Genomic DNA, 19,695 nt, shown 5'->3' on the forward strand with positions numbered 1-19,695 from the left:
GGTGAGGCTGTGCTAGCATGTTAGACAGTCATGTTCAATTTCCTCGGTATTCATGAGCTATCAGGTACTTGCCCGTAAGTGGCGCCCACAAATATTTTCTGATGTGATCGGTCAGCAACATGTGCTGACTGCATTGGCGAATGGTCTCGAACACCAACGCCTTCATCACGCTTATCTTTTTTCCGGCACTCGTGGCGTGGGAAAGACCACTATTGCACGTCTGTTGGCAAAAGGACTGAATTGCGAAACGGGTATAACCAAGGCTCCGTGTGGTCAGTGTACCAACTGTCTTGAAATTGAACAGGGGCGGTTTGTTGATCTGATTGAGATCGATGCTGCTTCCCGAACAAAAGTAGAAGATACCCGCGAGTTGTTGGACAACGTCCAATATGCGCCTGCCAGAGGTCGTTTCAAAGTTTACCTTATTGATGAAGTTCACATGCTTTCTCGCCATAGTTTCAATGCATTGTTGAAGACACTGGAAGAGCCACCAGAACATGTGAAATTCCTTTTGGCAACAACAGATCCACAGAAATTGCCAGTGACTATTCTTTCACGCTGCCTGCAATTCCATTTGAAAGCACTCGACGTGGATCAAATGAGTAGCCAGTTGGAACATATCCTTGGTGCAGAGCAAATAGAAAGCGATGCTCGTGCCCGTCAGCTACTTGCCCGTGCAGCAGATGGCAGTATGCGTGATGCCTTGAGTTTAACAGATCAAGCCATTGCTCTTGGTGGAGGGAAGCTGACATCGGATATCGTCAGCCAGATGTTGGGAACGCTGGATGATGACCAACCGTTAGCGATGATTGAATCGTTGGTGCGTGCAGATGGTCAGCAAATGATGGCACTGGTGGAACAAGTGGCAACCCGTGGTGTAGATTGGGAACATCTACTGGTTGAAACATTGTCGCTGTTGCATCGGATTGCCATGCTCCAGCTGTTGCCTCAGCAACCTGAAAGTGAGCCTTCTTCAACCGAAGGGCGGTTGCGTTTGCTGGCAAGATCAGTTTCTCCGGCTGATTTGCAGCTTTATTATCAGGCGTTACTGGTGGGGCGCAAGGAGCTTCCTTATGCACCAGAGCGACGGATGGGGGTGGAGATGGCGTTATTGCGCGCCTTGGCTTTTCATCCCAAAACCATTATTGAGGAAACATTACCACCCACTGTGGAAAACCCTGTAGCGCCAATTGGAATAGCCCCCCAGTTATCTTCAAATCAATTTACTTCAAATAATGAAGAAAATGAACGTGTTGAACGGAGAGTGCCACAATTGATGGACAGTGAATCTTCCGTTGCAAACAGTCCAACAGCGAAACTATTGCAAGCTAAAAGTTCGTTGACTCGTCAAGGAAATACGCCACCAAAAAAGCCTGAGCCGGCAGAGTCTGCGAAGGCGAAACCGGCAAGTTCGGCGCTGGAGAGACTGGTGGCGGTGGCAGAACAACAGACTCAATCCCATATCCCTGAAACACGGGAGCCTGAGTCGGCTAATCCGGTAAAAAAAGAAGCTTATCGCTGGCGAGCAACCAATACTGGAGAAGAGGAGAAGCCGCGTTCGACTGCGACACCAAAAACGATCAAAGCGGCACTGGAACACGAGAAAACAGCAGAATTGGTAGAAAAGCTGGCCATTGAATCGAAACAAAGGGACCCATGGGCTGCGGAAATTGATAAGCTGCATATTCCCAAATTGGTTCAACAGGTAGCGCTGAATGCATTTAAAGAACAGATTGATGAAAATCGTCTTTGTCTGCATTTACGTTCAAAGCAGTGCCATCTTAATTCAGCATCGGCTCAGAAAGTGTTGACCGAAGCATTAAGTGAATTGCATGGAAAACCTATTGAACTCAATATCATTGAAGATGATAATCCTGCGGTAAAAACGCCTTTGGAGTGGCGACAAGCCATTTATGAAGAAAAATTGGCACAAGCACGTCAATCCATTATTTCGGATAAAACGATTCAAACACTTCAGCAACTATTCGATGCAGAATTGGATGAAGACAGTATCCGGCCTGTTTAACTGCCGTAGTGTATTTTATGCTGTGGCTATAGCGAAGAGAGAGAATTATGTTTGGTAAAGGTGGTTTGGGCAATTTGATGAAACAGGCCCAGCAGATGCAAGAAAAAATGCAGCAGATGCAGGAAGAAATTGCAAAGCTGGAAGTGACAGGCGAATCTGGCGCGGGTCTGGTAAAAATCACGATTAATGGCGCACATAACTGCCGTCGGGTTGAAATCGATCCAAGTTTAATGGACGATGACAAAGATATGCTGGAAGATCTGATCGCAGCGGCATTCAATGATGCTGCTCGCCGTATTGAAGAAACCCATAAAGAAAAAATGGCCGGTGTTTCCAGTGGAATGCAATTACCACCTGGGTTTAAGATGCCATTCTAATGCAAACCAGCCCTCTTCTTGAATCTCTGATGGAAGCCCTGCGCTGTTTGCCCGGCGTAGGTCCAAAATCTGCACAACGGATGGCATTTCATCTATTGCAGAGAGATCGCAGTGGTGGAATGCGATTGGCACAGATACTGACACGAGCGATGTCTGAAATTGGTCACTGTCAGGATTGCCGGACATTCACGGAACAGGAACAGTGCACGATTTGCGCTAATCCCCGTCGTCAGCAAAATAGCCAGATTTGTGTAGTGGAAAGCCCGGCAGATATTCATGCCATCGAACAAACGGGGCAGTTTGCGGGACGTTATTTTGTCCTGATGGGGCATTTATCGCCACTGGATGGTATCGGGCCAATGGATATTGGGTTAGATCGTTTAGAAGAACGTTTATCTTCTGAAACCTTGTCAGAAATCATTCTGGCAACTAATCCAACTGTCGAAGGAGAGGCAACGGCAAACTATATTGCAGAAATGTGCTCTCAATATGGTGTGACAGCCAGCCGAATTGCTCACGGTGTTCCTGTGGGCGGAGAGCTTGAGATGGTGGATGGTACAACACTGTCTCATTCGCTGGCTGGCCGTCAAAAAATCACGAACTTGTGATTTTGTTCCCGGTTAATGGGTGATTTTATGGATGGTGCTGCGGATTATGCCGCCATCCATAGCTGATTACCCGCTTATCAAACTAATTTTATATTCTTCTTGTTGTCTTAACTTGAAACTCTCCGTATCTATCCCCATTTGATGATTATCGTCCGATTGTACATATCTGAACTGGATTTAGATTGAGGTAATAAATGAGTATGAAAGATCAGGAAACCCGTGGATTTCAGTCTGAAGTCAAACAACTGTTGCAGTTGATGATCCATTCTCTCTATTCCAATAAAGAAATTTTTCTGCGTGAACTGATTTCAAACGCATCTGATGCGGCTGACAAATTGCGCTTCCGTGCATTGTCTGCCCCTGAGCTGTATGAAAATAATGGTGAATTGCGTGTTCGTCTGGCTCTTGATAAAGAACAGAAAACTATCACTATCAGCGATAATGGTATCGGTATGTCCCGTGATGAGGTGATCGATAATCTGGGCACGATTGCAAAATCTGGTACTAAAGCATTTCTTGAATCCATTGGTTCTGATCAAGCAAAAGATAGCCAATTGATTGGTCAATTTGGTGTAGGCTTCTATTCTGCTTTTATTGTCGCGGATAAAGTCACCGTACGTACCCGTGCAGCAGGGGCACCCGCTGAACAAGGTGTATTCTGGGAGTCAACGGGAGAAGGCGACTACACTGTTGCTGATATTGAAAAAGCCGAACGTGGTACAGAAATCATCCTGCATCTGCGAGATGGGGAAAGCGAATTCCTCAATGACTGGCGCTTGCGTTCTATCATTGGCAAATATTCTGATCATATTGCCTTGCCTGTTGAAATTGAAACCCAAACTAAAAACGAAGAAGACGACTCGATTACCGTTACATGGGAAAAAATCAACAAAGCCCAGGCCTTATGGACGCGTAATAAAGCTGAAATCAGTGATGAAGAGTACCAAGAGTTTTATAAGCACATCTCCCATGACTTTACTGATTCCCTGATTTGGAGCCATAACCGCGTTGAAGGTAAGCAGGAATACACCAGCCTGCTCTATATTCCCTCCCAGGCACCGTGGGATATGGGGAACCGCGAACATAAACATGGACTGAAACTGTACGTACAGCGTGTCTTCATCATGGATGAAGCTGAACAGTTCATGCCAAATTACCTGCGCTTTGTTCGTGGTCTGATCGATTCCAACGACCTGCCATTGAATGTTTCCCGTGAAATTTTGCAAGATAGCTCAATCACGCGTAATCTGCGCAGTGCGCTGACTAAACGTGTATTGCAAATGTTGGATAAACTGGCAAAAGACGACGCAGAAAAATATCAGACCTTCTGGCAGCAGTTCGGCTTGGTGATGAAAGAAGGTCCAGCCGAAGATGGCGCAAACAAAGAAGCTATTGCTAAGTTACTGCGCTTTGCTTCGACTCATAATGATAGCTCCGCGCAAATCGTTTCTCTGGAAGATTACATTGGCCGTATGGCAGAAGGGCAGGAGAAGATTTATTACATTACTGCGGATAGTTATGCGGCGGCGAAGAATAGCCCGCACCTGGAGCTGTTCCGTAAGAAAGGCATTGAGGTTCTGTTACTGTCTGACCGCATTGATGAATGGATGATGAGCTACCTGACTGAATTCGATGGTAAGTCATTCCAATCGGTCAGCAAGGCTGATGAATCCCTCGATAAACTGGCGGATGAAAACAAGACTGAGCAAGAAGAAGCAGACAAAAAACTGGCACCATTCATTGAACGTGTGAAGACTCTGCTCGGTGATCGCGTGAAAGAAGTCAAGCTTACCCATCGTCTGACAGATACTCCAGCTATTGTAACAACTGATGCTAATGCGATGAGCACCCAAATGGCGAAGCTATTTGCGGCAGCGGGCCAGGCTGTGCCAGAAGTCAGTTATAACTTTGAGCTGAATCCTGAACATCTTCTGGTTAAGAAATCGGCTGAGATTGATGATGATGCTCAATTTGCTGATTGGATAGAGTTGCTGTTGGATCAAGCACTATTTGCTGAACGTGGCACATTGGATGATCCAAACCAGTTTATTCGTCGTATAAATCAATTATTATTAGCTGAAAAAGCTTAAACTTATTGAGATAATGATAAAAACCACGCTTCAACGAAAAATGGGGCGTGGTTTATTTTTTTTAGTTAATGCGGAAACGTTTACCTGTTTTCTTGAGCCATTCCCCATTCAAATGGTATGGTGGTACGTTTTCTTTAAAATATGAAAAGCAAATAGCAAGGGGATTTACGCAATGCGTATTATTCTACTGGGCGCGCCAGGCGCCGGTAAGGGGACTCAGGCACAATTTATCATGGAGAAATATGGGGTCCCCCAAATTTCGACAGGTGACATGCTACGTGCTGCGGTAAAAGCTGGCACCGAATTGGGTTTGCAAGCAAAAGAGCTGATGGATAATGGCAAGCTGGTAACTGATGAGCTGGTCATTGCATTGGTTAAAGAGCGCATCAAACAAGATGATTGTCATAATGGCTTCTTGTTGGATGGGTTCCCCCGCACTATTCCTCAGGCAGATGCCATGAAAGCAGTCGGTATCAAGGTTGATTATGTGCTGGAATTTGATGTTCCTGATGAAATCATCGTTGAACGTATTATTGGTCGTCGTGTGCATACGCCGTCCGGCCGTGTTTACCACATCAAATTCAATCCACCAAAAGTGGAGAATAAAGATGATGCTACAGGCGAAGAGCTGACTATCCGTAAAGATGATCAGGAAGATACTGTCCGTAAACGTCTGGTTGAGTACCACACACAAACAGCACCTCTGGTTTCTTACTATCAGCAAGAAGCACAGGCTGGTAACACAAAATACTTCAAACTTGATGGTACTCGTCAAGTAGCGGAAGTTAGTGCAGAGCTGGCTAATATTCTGGGTGAATGATTCGTGTTTGCTTGAGTTTGTTATAACAGGCGGCCTTCATACCGCCTGACTTTTTTATAGTGCACGTTACCCTAGAGAAATTAACTCCATGAAATGTTACATGTAACTATCATTCATGTTTTATACTATACCAATCCAACTTCAAGATGCGTGTTATATTTCCCCGCGCAGCGGGGAAATATAAGGCCTCGCGTCATCTGGCGGATTGCAATTTGAAGTTTATCGAGTATAGATTGTCAGTCATTTTAATGGAGCTCTGAGGAATGAGTAGCAAGAAGTATGGTGTCCTGTTAGTGAATCTTGGTACACCTGATGCGCCAGCACCAGCAGCAATAAGATGTTATCTGGCAAAGTTTCTGAGTGACAGAAGGGTCATTGATATCCCTTCATTTATTTGGAAACCTATCTTGAATGGTCTTATTCTTCCGTTTCGTGCTTCTCGAATTGCTAAACTTTACCAAGAAATTTGGATGGAAGAAGGTTCCCCTTTATTAGTTTATAGTCGTCGTCAGCAGAAATTGCTGGATGAAAAGTTGGCGAATATCCCGGTTGCTTTGGGGATGACTTACGGCTCCCCTTCTTTATCTCAGGCCGTAGAGAGTTTGTTACAACAGGGCATTGAGGCTCTCATTATACTGCCACTTTATCCTCAATATTCCAGTACAACTTCGGCCGCAGTTTTTGACAGGATCAGTAAAATATTACGGGAGTACCGGACAATTCCTACCCTGCATTTTGTTCGTAGTTATGCCACCCATCCGGCTTATATTGCTGCACTAAAGGAAACCATTGAGCAGAGCTTTGAAAAACAGGGGCAGCCTGATCGGTTAATTATTTCCTATCATGGTATTCCTGAACGTCTGGTAAAGATGGGGGATATTTATCCGCAAGATTGTCAAGCGACAACTGAACTATTGAGTCAGGCACTGGATTATCCCGCAGATAAAATTATGATGACATATCAGTCGCGTTTTGGTTGCTTACCGTGGTTATCTCCTTATACAGATAAAACCATGGCATCATTACCCAGCCAGGGCGTAGAACATGTTCAAGTAATATGTCCGGGATTTGCGGCAGATTGTCTGGAAACGTTGGAAGAGATTAAGCAACAGAATAAAGTTATCTTTTTAGAGGCTGGTGGGAAAAAGTTTGAATATATTTCTGCACTTAATGATAATAACGCCCACATTTCTTTGCTTGAACAGTTGATAAATAATGTCATGAAATAACTTGCAATTGCGGGTTATGGGACATTATCACACATGATGAATAGCAGACATTGATCGTCGTATGATTTTAAGGATATGTTTTTTTAACCAATGAATACGATAAGCGAGAGAAAGGGCTTGCATATCAATGAAAAGCAAAATTATTTGGATTGGACATATAGATAATGAGTAATAAACCTATTAAACACCCTGATTTTTATCAAGAACATGCAAACTATTATCCTCCAGAGCGGGAGGATGAAATTGATTTGTTTGAACTATTCTCTGTACTCTTCCAATCAAAATACTTGATTATTGCAGTATCTTTCGTCTTTGCAATTATTGGTTTTGGTATCGCATCATTTTTACCACAAAAATGGACCAGTACAGCGGCTGTAGTGAAACCGGGGCTGGAGGAGTTTCAGCCATTGAAAAATGCGTTAACGGATTTACATGTTCTGAGCATAGATCCCAAAGTGACAGAAGAGTCACTGTATAAGCGGTTTATTGAAAATTATAACTCACGTGTATTACGTGAAGAATATTTGGTTAATACCGATTACTTCAAGACGTTGCTGGCTAAGAATCAAGATAATTCTGAGCAGGGAAAAAGAAAGCTTATCGAGACAATTGTCAATAAAAACATTGAGATATATTTACCCAAGAAAGAAAAAGACGATGAAGTTATCGATGAAGCCAAACTTTCTTTCAGTGCTGGCAATGCAAAAGATGCCTACAATCTATTAAATGGCTATATCAGATTCGTCTCTTCGGTGGTTCGTGCTCAAGTGAAGGAGGACCTGCGTGATATGGTTCATGGGAAACTGGAATATTCGCAAAAGCTTTATGCTATCGATTTGGAGCGTATCGCTAATATGCGCAGCGTCGGTATTGAGCGACTGAAGTATGCGATTTCTCTTGCTAATTCTGCGGGAATTAAAAAACCCGTATCGAATAGCGGAGCTATGATCAAGGATGATCCGGATTATTCGATTGCGCTGGGTTCTGATGCACTGCAACGTAAATTACAGATTACTGAAGAAATTACTGACCCAACTAAAATTGACGCAGACCTGCGTAACCGTCAGTTGTATATCAAAAATCTGGAAAAAGTGAATGTGAATACCGTTGATTTTGTGCCATTCAAGTTTATGCAGGAACCTTATGAGCCAACTTCAAAAGATTCACCTAAGCGTTTGCTGATTCTGATTGGCGCTGGCTTTATCGGATTTATTTTATCCATCATGTCTGTTCTGTTGCGCCACATGGTACGTAGTCGCCAGAAACAAGAAGCTTAATATTATCTATTATAGATAATGCTCTGATAGCTAACGTTTTGACAGCCAATGTTGTAATAACATTGGCTGTTTTCATTTGTTGTCGCCCTATTTTTTTGTTTTGCTCTGGTATTGTGGCGCACCGTATTATGCTAACATGCCGCATATTTTAGCTCTACCGCAACAATTAATTATGAAATTCCCCGGTAAACGTAAATCTAAACACTATTTTCCTGTCAGTTTAAGAGATCCTCTGCTCCAACCCATCAAAGAGATGATGGATACCGAAAATAATCAAGCCTACATTGTTGGTATTGACCAGACACTGGTTGATATTGAAGCCAAAGTTGATGAGGATTTTATCCAGCGTTATAACCTAAGCAAAGGACATTCGTTAGTCATTGAAGATGATGTAGCTGAGGCTCTCTACAAAGAACTGACAGACAAGGATCTTATCAGCCACGAATTTGCAGGCGGCACCATCGGTAATACCTTGCATAACTATTCTGTGCTGGCTGATGATAAATCCGTCCTGCTTGGTGCGATGTGTAATAACATCCAAATAGGAAGTTATGCGTATTGTTATCTTTGTAATACATCCAGCCGTATGGATTTGAATCACCTCCAGGGGGTTGATGGCCCAATTGGCCGCTGTTTTACCTTAGTGACGGAAAATGGTGAAAGAACGTTTGCCATCAGTCCGGGGTTAATGAATCAGCTTCATCCAGAGAGGATCCCTGAACATATTATTGCGGAAGCGTCAGCTTTGGTGATCACTGCATATTTGGTGCGTTGTAAATCAGGTGAGCCAATGCCAGAAGCCACAATGAAAGCCATTGAATATGCGAAGAAGCATAACGTACCTGTTGTATTGACGTTAGGAACAAAATACGTCATTGCGGATGATCCACAATGGTGGCGCGATTTTCTGGCTGAAAATGTTTCTGTTGTGGCAATGAATGAAGAGGAAGCGTGTGAATTAACAGGTTTCAGTGATCCGCTACTAGCGGCTGACATGGCGTTAAACTGGGTGGATTTGGTGTTATGTACCGCAGGACCTGCTGGATTATATATGGCGGGTTATACGGAGGAAGAACACAAGCGCCAAACATTGCATCCTTTGCTGCCTGGTGCGATTGCAGAATTTAACCGTTATGAATTCAGCCGGGTGATGCGTAAGGTGGATTGCCAAAACCCAATGAGGGTTTATTCCCATATTGAGCCTTATATGGGGGGACCTGAAAAAATCATGAATACTAATGGTGCTGGGGATGGTGCATTATCTGCATTACTGCATGATATCACGGCCAACAGCTACCATCGCATGAATGTACCGAATTCCAGTAAACATGCGCACTCTTATTTAACCTATTCTTCTTTGGCTCAGGTATGTAAATATGCTAACAGAGTCAGTTATCAGGTTTTAAGACAGCATTCTCCGCGTTTAACCAGAGGGTTACCGGAGAAAGAAGATAGTCTGGAAGAATCTTACTGGGAGCGTTGATTTTGCTGATCTGAGAGATTGTCTTCACTGTTTTTATGGAAATATCCCCACGTATGGGGATATTTCGTGGCTCGCAGGTTATGTTGATGATGGCGTCGCTGACGAATGTAGTGATGGTGGCTCCATTGGACAACCCTCTTCATATTCGGGTAGCGATTCAGCCATTGCCCGTGCTATTTCATGTTCACCAATGATAATGTGACTAGTGCCACGCTCCGTAATGTAAGTGACTTCATCATCATAATGGGCGCGGACAATGATATTAATATCGGGCCTGATTTCTCTGGCATTCGCAACAATTTCACCCGCTTCATAACCATTGGGGATTGTCAGGAATAACATATAAGCACAATCAAGCCGTGCCAAGGCCATGATCTCTTTATTGACGGCATTACCCATTATGGCACTGATACCCACTCCACCTAACTCTTCAAATCGGGTACGTGTATCTTCAATAACCACAACTGGGAAGTCTTTTTCTTGTAAACGCTGGCAAAGTTGACGACCTACCCGGCCATAACCCACCACAATGGCGTGACCACAAATATCGACAGGGATTTGAGTTTCCTCTTCCAGCGTTTCTTCGAGTAATTGTTCTTCAATGGTTTCTGTTTTTTCCAGATAACGATCCAGTAAACTGAACAGAACAGGATTCAACATGATTGAAATAATGGCACCAGCCAGTACAAGGTTACGGGCTTCGCCATCCAGGAATCCCAGCGTGACAGCAAGCCCGGCGAGAATAAAGGCAAATTCACCAATTTGGGCGAGGCTGGCAGAGATGGTCAGGGCTGTACGTCGTGAGTGGCCAAACATTTTGACCAATAGCATGGCAGCTAATGACTTGCCAATGATAATAATAGCAAGGGTTCCTATAATCGCCAGAGGCTGTTGGAGTAAGACCATAGGGTCAAACAGCATGCCAACAGAAACAAAGAAAAGAACTGCGAAAGCATCCCTTAACGGTAAAGTATCCTGCGCAGCCCGGTGGCTCAATTCTGACTCATTCAATACCATGCCAGCGAAGAATGCACCGAGGGCAAATGAAGCATCAAATAGTGTTACCGCACCGTAAGCAACCCCTAATGCAATGGCAAGTACAGCCAGCGTGAATAATTCACGCGAGCCTGTAGCAGCCGTTTTTGCCAGTAACCAGGGAATGACACGGCGGCCGACGAAGATCATCAACAAAATAAAGGCAATGACTTTGCCAACGGTAAGGAATATCTTCAATAACAATTGGCCAATATTGGCGTTGTGGCTGTCCATAATTCCTGCTGCCGCAGGAAGTAAGACTAATGTCAGTACCATCGCCAGATCTTCAACAATTAACCAACCGATGGCAATTTGCCCTCTCTGACTATCAACGAGCTGTCGTTCTTCTAATGCCCTGAGCAATACCACTGTACTGGCGGTAGACAGGCAGAGACCAAATACAATGCCGCTGAGTAACCCCCAACCGAGCAGCATTGATAATCCGGTACCCAATAAGGTTGCAACGGCAATTTGGGCGATAGCACCAGGAATAGCGATGGATTTGACGGCTAACAAATCTTTAAGTGAAAAATGTAGACCGACACCAAACATCAATAAGATCACGCCAATTTCTGAAAGTTCTGGAGCTAAAGAGGTATCGGCAACAAAACCAGGGGTAAAGGGACCCGCTAGCACACCAGCTATAAGGTATCCTACCAGAGGTGAAATTTTTAAACGTTGCGCAAGCATGCCAAGCAGATAGGCAAGAACAAAACCGCCAACAATGGTCGTGATAAGAGGTGTCGAATGCTCCATCAAGGCTCCTTCTGGGTAGCGAGTATAATAAATTGTATGGTTAGGTGAGGTAATAATATATTTTATAAATAATTAAAGATAAGATTACAAAAAAACATATTGAATGGTAAAGGTAAGAAAAATCTACTTAAATGCCATTTTAATGTAATTTAATGTAGATATTGCCATTAGTTACGCTTGTTTACAAAGAAAAATAGCGTAACAATTATGATGCTTACTCAGGATTTTACTTGGTTTTTCAAGAGTTCTTTTCTATATTTGGCAATAACAGTGTAAAAATACCAAGAAGGGGTAGAAAAGCACAAATTTTGTAAACCAATTCTATGCTGGTCTTATCTGCGACATAGCCAAGTACGGCAGCTCCAATGCCACCCATTCCAAATGCCAGACCAAAGAACAAACCTGCTATCATACCTGTTTTACCGGGGATGAGTTCTTGGGCATAGACTAAAATTGCAGAAAATGCAGAGGCTAATATTATGCCAATAATGACCGTTAATATGCTTGTCCAGAACAAAGAAGTATAAGGTAACAGCAGGGTAAAAGGTGCAACGCCAAGAATTGAACCCCAAATGACATATTTCCGGCCTATCCTATCCCCAACGGGTCCTCCGATCAGAGTACCTGCCGCGACGGCAAATAAAAAGATAAATAGATGGATCTGGGCATTTTGTACGGATAAGCCAAATTTCTGCATCAGATAAAAGGTATAGTAGTTACTGATACTGGTTAGGTAAAAGTACTTGGAGAAAACCAGTAATAGAAGAATGGCAAAAGAATTTATAATGGTTTTTCTAGGCAGCGTTGGCAGGGAATGAGTACGAGAAGACAGGGGGAAAATAACCCGATGCTGCATCTTATACCACTGACTGACTTGCAAGAGGATCACGATAGCCAGCAGTGCTGCCAGAGAAAACCAACTGATGTTTCCCTTGCCGTAAGGTGCAATAAAAATAGCAGCTAACAGTGGTCCCAATGAACTGCCTAAATTTCCCCCTACTTGAAATAAAGATTGGGCCAGTCCATGACGTCCACCTGAAGCCATGCGTGCGACTCGTGACGATTCTGGATGAAAAACGGATGACCCCGTACCGACCAATGCGGCAGCCATTAATATCATTGGAAAACTTTCCGCATAAGCTAATAGAAGCAAACCAGATAAGGTAAATCCCATACCGATAGGCAGTGAATAGGGTTGCGGATGTTTATCAGTATACAAACCGATAAGAGGCTGCAATAAGGATGCGGTTACCTGATAGGTCAGAGTTATCATTCCGACCTGAACAAAACTGAGAGTAAATTCAGATTGCAGCAGTGGATAAATAGCCAGAATTAACGATTGAATCATATCATTCAGCATATGGGATAAGCTGATAGCACCGAGAATTGAAAAAACTGTCCGATGTGTTTTTGTTGGTGCAGTTGGAAAAGGTTTTTTTTGACTTTTTTCACTCATATTTATTCGCTTATCGCTGTCATTATCAACAAAATTTGTAGGGTGAATTTTTAGGTTTGTTGAGTTGTTGTCTAATTTTTACACCATAATACATCTTAGATAATTAACAAACTTTTTATTGATACCTATATAATTTGACCGCAATATCAAAAAGGTGAAATCTTTTAAGCTGCGGTTTGAAAGGGATAGATCACCACCATCATATAACTAATAAAGTTTTAAAATACATGGAGATACCCCATGAAATTATCGTTTAAAGCGTCAATTTGTGCCCTTGCAGTTTCGCTGTCACTGGCACCGTTAATTGCAAACGCCTGGGAAAAAGATAAAACCTATGACATTACCATCTTGCACACTAACGACCATCATGGTCATTTCTGGCATAACGATTATGGTGAGTATGGTTTGGCGGCTCAAAAAACGGTGGTAGATTCCATTCGTCAGGAAGTTGCCAAGAAAGGAGGCAGCGTATTGTTATTGTCAGGTGGTGACATTAACACCGGTGTCCCGGAATCAGATATGCAAGATGCGGAACCCGATTTTAAGGGCATGAATCTGGTGGGATACGATGCAATGGCATTGGGGAACCATGAATTTGATAAACCCTTAAATGTATTGTTTCAGCAACAAAAATGGGCAAACTTCCCCTTTCTCTCTGCCAATATTTACCAAACCAGCACAGGCAAGCGCCTGTTTAAGCCATATGTTATTTTTGATAAGCAAGGCGTGAAAATAGCGGTTCTTGGCCTGACAACCGATGACACCGCGAAAATCGGTAATCCGGCTAATTTTCCAGATGTTGAATTCCGTGTTCCAGCCGAAGAAGCCAAAAAAGTTATTGAAAAGCTGAAAAAGAGTGAAAAGCCGGACGTGATTATTGCGGCAACCCACATGGGACACTATGACGATGGTCATCATGGCACGAATGCGCCGGGAGATGTTGAAATGGCACGTAGTTTACCTGCGGGTTATTTGAATATGATTGTGGGAGGGCATTCACAAGATCCGGTGTGTATGTCTGCGGAGAATAAAAACGATAAACAAGTAGATTATGTTCCGGGTACACCTTGTTCTCCCGATCACCAAAATGGCACATGGATTGTTCAGGCTCACGAATGGGGGAAATATGTAGGTCGGGCTGATTTTCAATTCCGTAATGGTGAATTTAAGTTGGTTCATTATCAATTGATCCCTATTAACTTAAAGAAAAAAGTAACAAAAGAAGATGGCAGTACGGAGCGTGTTTACTATGCCCATGAAATTAAGCAAAATCCTGAAATGCTTAAGTTGCTGACACCTTATGAAGACAAGGGCAGCCAGATCCTGAATGTGAAAATAGGCTCAGTAGATAACAAATTAGAAGGTGATCGCAGTAAGGTACGTTTCGTGCAAACGAATATGGCCCACCTTGTATTAGCTGCTCAGATGGAACGAACAAGCGCTGATTTCGCAGTGATGAGCGGTGGTGGAATTCGTGACTCGATTGAAGCAGGGGATATTACTTACAAGGATGTCATGAAAGTTCATCCATTTGCTAACCAACTGGTTTATGTGGACTTCAAAGGTAGCGAAGTTTTGTCCTATTTGACGGCTGTTGCCAATATGGAAAAGGATTCTGGCGCTTATGGTCAGTTCTATAATGTGAGTTTCGTGAAGGACGGTAAGAATATCAGTGAGGTAAAAATCGGTGGTAAGCCATTAGATCCAAATAAAACTTACCGCATGGCAACGTTGAACTTTAATGCGATTGGCGGAGATGGTTATCCACGGATTGATAATTTGCCTGGTTATGTTGATACAGGGTTTGTCGATGCTGAAGTATTGAAAGGATATATTGAAAAACATTCTCCATTAAAAGCTTCTGATTATGAACCGAAAGGTGAAATTGATATAAATAATAACAACTGATCAATATACCAATCCAACTTCAAGATGCGTGTTATATTTCCCCGCGCAGCGGGGAAATATAAGGCCTCGCGTCGTCTGGTGGATTGCAACTTGAAGTTTATCGAGTATAGATTGCTGTTAGTTCTTTGTATAAAAAGACCATCTGCAAGACAGATGGTCTTTGGCTTATTATCAATAAGGCGTGTTATGCATAATCTATAATAGGAACGGTTGAAATTGAATAATAATTTAATTATTAAATAGCAGCGTAATTAATGATTTTTGCACTGTGAGGAACGTGTATCGACATTATTGTTTATCACAAGTCCCTGTTTTGGAGAAAACAACGCCAGCTCGAAAAAATTCAGCGAGAATGGCAATAAATTTTCAAATTTTAGCAATATCAGCAAATGAACAATTAAGTAATTGGCATAAGTCTATGGGGGACAATTCAATATCTAAACCACGTTTACCACCAGAGATAAATAGGGTTGGCAAGGTTTGCGCCTGGCTGTCAATCACGGTAGGTAGACGTTTTTTCTGTCCCAACGGGCTAATGCCACCGACTAAATAACCTGTTACTTTTTGTGCCAGTTGAGGATCGGCCATCTCTGCCTTTTTGGCCCTGAAAACTTTAGCCACTTTTTTCAAATCGAGTTGTCCAGAGACCGGTGTCACGGCGACAGCAAGATTTTTAGGATCACCATTCAATGCGACCAACAGTGTTTTAAAAGCCTGATTAGCATCTAAACCGAGTTTTTTCACCACTTCATCACCAAAATTATGTTCATTGACATCGTGGTCATAAGGATGAAGTTTGAAATTAATTTTTTGTTTTTCCAGCAAGATAACAGCGGGGGTCATATTTTTTCCTATAACGATCAGTTTATAACTGCTTATCCGTAATAATTAGTTTTCAGAATGAAACAGATGAAGTTGCTATGTTTGTGGTTTTGCCAGCATCTGTCGTAAGTTGTTCTCGCCGTGGAGGTGTAAGGCCCCTACTGCAACCAGATATTTTCCTGCGGGTAAACCATGTAATCGCTCACTCCACTGATGGTTGCGTTCAGCCATTAGGGTTTGATAAATCTCTTCGCAGAATGTCATGGGTATTACCTGATTCTGTTTCTCCGGTTTGTAATTCATCCACCAGCTAATCATAGTCTGTAAAGCGCGGGCATTAGTATGCCAATGGGTAATGGTATCTTCCAATAGTGAAATCCCACCGTTTGGTAAGTTGGTGAGAAGGTTAACTTGTGCATCAGTCCCTTCCAATTCGATAATGGGTTTATTGAGTGCTTTTGCACTGTTCAGTAATTGGCAATCGATACCATATTGAGGTTGTAACCCCAAATATTGGGCTTGGGCAGCCTGTAATATCAATGCGACTTGCCACGATGGCAATGGATCCAGCAACGTGACAGGATGTTGAATTTCTCGGCAATAGTGTTGCAAACAGGCAAAATGTTCGGGAGATAAACGTTGTGATAGTTCGGGCTGTTCAGGAAATGTTTCCTTGAAAGGGGAATTGGCCTGCGTGATATCTGCCTCGACAATCAGCGCATCCGCTTGCTCTAACTGTTCCAGCAATACCTCAGAAAGTGGGGACATGTTTTTAGTACCCATATGAATGCTGCCAACAATATGTAATTGTTTATTATTATTTAAATTGATGTCAAAAGCCGGGTAAGGGTAATGCCGTTGGGAATTGAATCCCAATATTTTACTGAAATAGGTCATTAATTTTCCCATATTGCATACTCCAATAGCTGGCATTGGGCGGTATGCTAACCTGTTAATCACCAACAAGAAAGAGGGAAAAGTGCGGGATGAAAAGCTAAACGAAATAGGTTTAGCTTTTCATGGGAAAAATAAAATTTCCTGAATATTAGGTCAGGATTTAGGCTTGAAGCGCAATAAGCGATTGGCATTACTAACAACAGTAATAGAAGATAATGCCATGGCCGCACCTGCAACGACAGGGTTTAGTAAGGTGCCAGTGAAAGGGAATAAAATACCGGCTGCGATTGGAATACCCAATGTATTGTAGACAAAGGCACCAAATAGGTTTTGTTTCATATTACGCAATGTACCACGGGATAATTCAACTGCATCGGCAACCCCGTGCAAACTATGGCGCATCAGGGTAATTGTTGCGGTTTCGATGGCGATATCACTACCGCTTCCCATGGCGATGCCGACATCCGCTTGCGCTAATGCAGGGGCGTCATTTATGCCATCGCCGACCATCGCCACTTTCCTGCCTTCTGATTGCAGTGACTGAATGACTGCGGCTTTGCCATCAGGTAAAACACCAGCAATCACCTGGTCAATACCCGCTTCTTGGGCGATAGCATTTGCTGTGGCAGGATTATCTCCTGTTAACATAACCAAACGATAGCCTTGGTGATGTAAACGTTGCAGGGCAGAAACAGTGTCCTGCCGTAAGGGATCACGAATAGAAAACAGGGCAGCGATTTTGCCATTGGCTGACAGAATAACAGGTGTGATGCCTTTTTCTGCTTGTGCTGCAACTAATGGCTTTAATTCTGTGGTTTCAATCTGATGCTGCTCAAGCAATTTTGGGTTACCCAATAACAGAGTAATATCGCTGGTTTCCCCTTTAACACCCAAGCCTGCCAAGGTACGGAATGCTCGTACTTCGGGTAATTTTTGCCCCTCAACTTGCAATAAAATAGCTTTTGCCAGAGGGTGACTTGAGCCATTTTCTAATGCACCGGCCCACAGTAATACTTGCTCTTCGGTAAAACCATTAAAGGTGTGGATCTCTGTGACTTGCGGCATACCTTCAGTTAAGGTGCCCGTTTTGTCGAAGACAATCGTATCCAGTTGGCTGGCATGTTGCAGGGCATCAGCATCACGCACCAATACACCTAATTCGGCTGCCCGTCCTACCCCTGAGATGATGGACATGGGGGTTGCCAGCCCAAGCGCGCAGGGACAGGCGATAATCAAAACGGTTGTCATGATGACCAGCGCGTACATGATTTGTGGGGCAGGGCCGATAAAATACCAAATCGTGCCGGCAATCAGGGCAATAGCAACAACAACAGGCACGAATATTGCGGATATTTTATCGGCCAATTGGCCGATTTCAGGTTTGCTGCTTTGTGCCTGACGAACAAGTTTAATAATGCGTGACAGGGTTGTCTGGCTACCAACCGCATTGGCTTTAAACAGGACCGTACCATCTTGAACGACAGTACCGGCATGGATGGTATCGCCAGTTGTTTTCTGCTGAGGGATAGGCTCACCGGTCAGCATGGCTTCATCCAGCCAAACTGTACCCTGAGTAATTTCACCATCAACCGGAACGCGATCTCCTGTTGTCAGGCGCAGTATCATATTGGGCATTACATCAGCCAGTGGCACTGTTTTTTCACCTTCACAGGTAACTACCCGCGCTGTTGGTGGAGTGAGATCCAATAATCGCTCAAGAGCCTTGGAAGAGCGTTGGCGGGCACGTTGTTCCAAGGCATGGCCGAGATTGACCAAACCAATAATCATGGCACTGGCTTCATAATAAAGATGGCGGGCTTGGTGAGGGAAAATTTCTGGCCACAAATTGACGCTCATTGAATAAAGCCACGCTACGCCAGTACCCAGAGCTACGAGGGTATCCATTGTCGCACTGCCATTTTTTAGACTTTGCCACGCGTTACGATAAAAATGTCCGCCTGCAAATATCATTACAACCAGCGTTATCAAACCAATCGTTAGCCAAATGGCGTGGTTTGCTGGTGTGAGTATCATGTTGTCGCCTATCATACCCCACACCATGACAGGCACCCCAACCACTAACGCAAGGGCCGATTGCCAGCGAAAGCGGCGCATATGAGCTTGCGCGACTTGTTGCTGGCGTTCACGGCGTTCTGTTTCATCCTGAATGATTTCCGCACCATAACCGGCCTTGATGACGGCTTCAACTAAGGCATTTGGTGATGCATGGCCTGTGACCAATGCGCTTCTTTCCGCGAGATTGACTCTGGCATGTTCCACGCCATCAACGGATTGCAGGGCTTGTTGTATTTTGCTGACACAGCTTGCACAGCTCATGCCATCCAGCAGGAGCTGAATGCTGTCATCACCACTCACATCATTTTTGTTGCTGTGCTCAACAGAAACGGTTTCTACCGGAGTCGAAGATATTGCCGCTGCCAAAGACTCCGGAGTCTGTGGCACATGTATTGCCAGTGGCTCAGTTTTTGGGCCACCGGCTTCCGTGGCTAATTCAGCGTGATATCCGGCTTGTTCGACTGCATGAATTAAGGCACTGTTCTCTGCTTTACCATAGATTTTTGCGGTTTGGGTATCAACTTCTGTGGCGATAACACCTTCTACTGCTTCCAATGCCTTTTGTGTCTTATTTGCACATTTCATGCAGCTTAAACCTGACAGGCGCAATACAACATCGGGTCGGCTGGCAACAGTGGCTTGATAATCTTCGGCAACAATGGCGGCAATCAATTCATCAGGTGAAACATGACTGATAACTTTGGCATAATTGAGGTTCACATCCGTCAGCTCAACGCCGGGTATTTTTTCCAACGCTTTTTTGACCCGGCCGACACAATGCATACAAGTCAGGCCTTGAAGTGCGAGAATGGTGGTTGTGGACATAACACTATCT

The 19,695-nt window shown here is 43.7% G+C and carries 14 protein-coding genes; 9 read left to right on the forward strand and 5 right to left on the reverse strand.

Annotated elements, in window-relative coordinates; all coding sequences use genetic code 11:
• The first annotated feature begins 52 nt into the window (after positions 1-52).
• The 8 genes from dnaX to ABLA76_RS05910 all read left to right on the forward strand — a co-directional run bounded on the left by dnaX (position 53) and on the right by ABLA76_RS05910 (position 9,910).
• Positions 53-2,026 (forward strand): DNA polymerase III subunit gamma/tau, encoded by a 1,974-nt coding sequence (gene dnaX, locus ABLA76_RS05875; RefSeq protein WP_348987220.1) that lies wholly within the window; start codon positions 53-55, stop codon positions 2,024-2,026.
• 47 nt (positions 2,027-2,073) lie between these two features.
• Positions 2,074-2,403 (forward strand): YbaB/EbfC family nucleoid-associated protein, encoded by a 330-nt coding sequence (locus ABLA76_RS05880; RefSeq protein WP_348987221.1) that lies wholly within the window; start codon positions 2,074-2,076, stop codon positions 2,401-2,403.
• Positions 2,403-3,011, forward strand: a complete 609-nt coding sequence (gene recR, locus ABLA76_RS05885) for a recombination mediator RecR (RefSeq protein WP_348987222.1) — start codon at positions 2,403-2,405, stop codon at positions 3,009-3,011. Before ABLA76_RS05880 ends, recR begins: the two co-directional genes overlap by 1 nt.
• 200 nt (positions 3,012-3,211) lie before the next feature.
• Complete coding sequence (htpG, locus tag ABLA76_RS05890; RefSeq protein ID WP_348987258.1) at positions 3,212-5,101, forward strand: molecular chaperone HtpG; 1,890 nt, start codon at positions 3,212-3,214, stop codon at positions 5,099-5,101.
• Between the two features lie 172 nt (positions 5,102-5,273).
• A complete protein-coding gene (gene adk / locus ABLA76_RS05895) occupies positions 5,274-5,921 on the forward strand; it encodes an adenylate kinase (RefSeq protein WP_348987223.1) in 648 nt (215 codons plus the stop codon).
• 263 nt (positions 5,922-6,184) lie between these two features.
• Positions 6,185-7,150 (forward strand): ferrochelatase, encoded by a 966-nt coding sequence (gene hemH, locus ABLA76_RS05900; RefSeq protein ID WP_348987224.1) that lies wholly within the window; start codon positions 6,185-6,187, stop codon positions 7,148-7,150.
• Positions 7,151-7,314: 164 nt separating this feature from the next.
• Positions 7,315-8,427 (forward strand): LPS O-antigen length regulator Wzz(fepE), encoded by a 1,113-nt coding sequence (gene wzz(fepE) / locus ABLA76_RS05905; RefSeq protein ID WP_348987225.1) that lies wholly within the window; start codon positions 7,315-7,317, stop codon positions 8,425-8,427.
• A 172-nt stretch (positions 8,428-8,599) separates the two neighbouring features.
• A complete protein-coding gene (locus ABLA76_RS05910) occupies positions 8,600-9,910 on the forward strand; it encodes an inosine/guanosine kinase (RefSeq protein ID WP_348987226.1) in 1,311 nt (436 codons plus the stop codon).
• 78 nt (positions 9,911-9,988) lie between these two features.
• On the opposite strand, the gene ybaL is transcribed toward ABLA76_RS05910, so the two are convergent.
• Both ybaL and ABLA76_RS05920 read right to left on the reverse strand, forming a co-directional pair.
• On the reverse strand, positions 9,989-11,701 hold the full coding sequence (gene ybaL, locus ABLA76_RS05915) for a YbaL family putative K(+) efflux transporter (RefSeq protein WP_348987227.1): 1,713 nt from the start codon (positions 11,699-11,701) through the stop codon (positions 9,989-9,991).
• A gap of 238 nt (positions 11,702-11,939) precedes the next feature.
• Entirely contained in the window at positions 11,940-13,157 is a 1,218-nt protein-coding gene (locus tag ABLA76_RS05920; RefSeq protein WP_348987228.1) for an MFS transporter, read from the reverse strand.
• A 240-nt stretch (positions 13,158-13,397) separates the two neighbouring features.
• On the opposite strand from ABLA76_RS05920, the gene ushA reads away from it, so the two are divergent.
• Positions 13,398-15,065 carry a bifunctional UDP-sugar hydrolase/5'-nucleotidase UshA gene (gene ushA / locus ABLA76_RS05925; RefSeq protein ID WP_348987229.1) on the forward strand — a complete coding sequence of 556 codons (1,668 nt, stop codon included), beginning with the start codon at positions 13,398-13,400 and terminating at the stop codon, positions 15,063-15,065.
• A 366-nt stretch (positions 15,066-15,431) separates the two neighbouring features.
• On the opposite strand, the gene ybaK is transcribed toward ushA, so the two are convergent.
• The 3 genes from ybaK to copA all read right to left on the reverse strand — a co-directional run bounded on the left by ybaK (position 15,432) and on the right by copA (position 19,685).
• Complete coding sequence (gene ybaK, locus ABLA76_RS05930) at positions 15,432-15,908, reverse strand: Cys-tRNA(Pro)/Cys-tRNA(Cys) deacylase YbaK (protein WP_348987230.1); 477 nt, start codon at positions 15,906-15,908, stop codon at positions 15,432-15,434.
• A 75-nt stretch (positions 15,909-15,983) separates the two neighbouring features.
• Complete coding sequence (locus ABLA76_RS05935; RefSeq protein ID WP_348987231.1) at positions 15,984-16,796, reverse strand: TraB/GumN family protein; 813 nt, start codon at positions 16,794-16,796, stop codon at positions 15,984-15,986.
• Between the two features lie 141 nt (positions 16,797-16,937).
• Positions 16,938-19,685, reverse strand: a complete 2,748-nt coding sequence (gene copA, locus ABLA76_RS05940) for a copper-exporting P-type ATPase CopA (RefSeq protein ID WP_348987232.1) — start codon at positions 19,683-19,685, stop codon at positions 16,938-16,940.
• Positions 19,686-19,695 lie beyond the last annotated feature (10 nt).

It is taken from the genome of Xenorhabdus sp. SGI240, from assembly GCF_040081915.1.
GTDB lineage: Bacteria > Pseudomonadota > Gammaproteobacteria > Enterobacterales > Enterobacteriaceae > Xenorhabdus > Xenorhabdus bakwenae.